The 1,034-nt window shown below is 54.5% G+C and carries 1 protein-coding gene; it reads left to right on the forward strand.

The window, feature by feature from the left end; all coding sequences use genetic code 11:
- On the forward strand, window positions 1–1,034 hold a 1,034-nt coding region (locus AAEZ02_RS21715), incomplete at both ends, for a tandem-95 repeat protein (RefSeq protein ID WP_351124994.1).

The raw sequence follows: 1,034 nt of genomic DNA on the forward strand, positions 1-1,034 counted from the left end.
GACGGCGTTACTGGCCCATTGACCTTAGGTCAAGCGGTGATAATTGCCGGTGTCGGTAGCTTTACATTAAGCGCCAATGGCGCATACAGCTTTACTCCAGTGGCTAATTACAACGGTCCCGTGCCGGTGATCACCTATGTGTTAACCGACGGCTCTGGCCCGACCGACACCTCGACCTTGACCATCACCGTGAGCCCAGTGAACGATGATTTCACTGACGCGAACGAAGTGATTTCAGTGGCAGAAGACAGCGGCGCAACCACGGGCACTGTATTAACCGGCACCAGCTCAGTTGATGGTCCGGTGACCGTACACAGCTTCAGCATCGACGGCGTTACTGGCCCATTGACCTTAGGTCAAGCGGTGATAATTGCCGGTGTCGGTAGCTTTACATTAAGCGCCAATGGCGCATACAGCTTTACTCCAGTGGCTAATTACAACGGTCCCGTGCCGGTGATCACCTATGTGTTAACCGACGGCTCTGGCCCGACCGACACGTCGACCTTGACCATCACCGTGAGCCCAGTGAACGATAATTTCACTGACGCGAACGAAGTGATTTCAGTGGCAGAAGACAGCCGCGCAACCACGGGCACTGTATTAACCGGCACCAGCTCAGTTGATGGTCCGGTGACCGTACACAGCTTCAGCATCGACGGCGTTACTGGCCCATTGACCTTAGGTCAAGCGGTGATAATTGCCGGTGTCGGTAGCTTTACATTAAGCGCCAATGGCGCATACAGCTTTACTCCAGTGGCTAATTACAACGGTCCCGTGCCAGTGATCACCTATGTGTTAACCGACGGCACTGGCCCGACTGACACGTCTACCTTGACCATCACCGTGAGCCCAGTGAACGATAACTTCACTGACGCGAACGAAGTGATTTCAGTGGCAGAAGACAGCGGCGCAACCACGGGCACTGTATTAACCGGCACCAGCTCAGTTGATGGTCCGGTGACCGTACACAGCTTCAGCATTGACGGCGTTACTGGCCCATTGACCTTAGGTCAAGCGGTGATAATTGCCGGTGT

The sequence above is a fragment of the Shewanella sp. T24-MNA-CIBAN-0130 genome (assembly GCF_040310185.1).
In the GTDB taxonomy this organism is placed as follows: Bacteria; Pseudomonadota; Gammaproteobacteria; order Enterobacterales; family Shewanellaceae; genus Shewanella; species Shewanella psychromarinicola.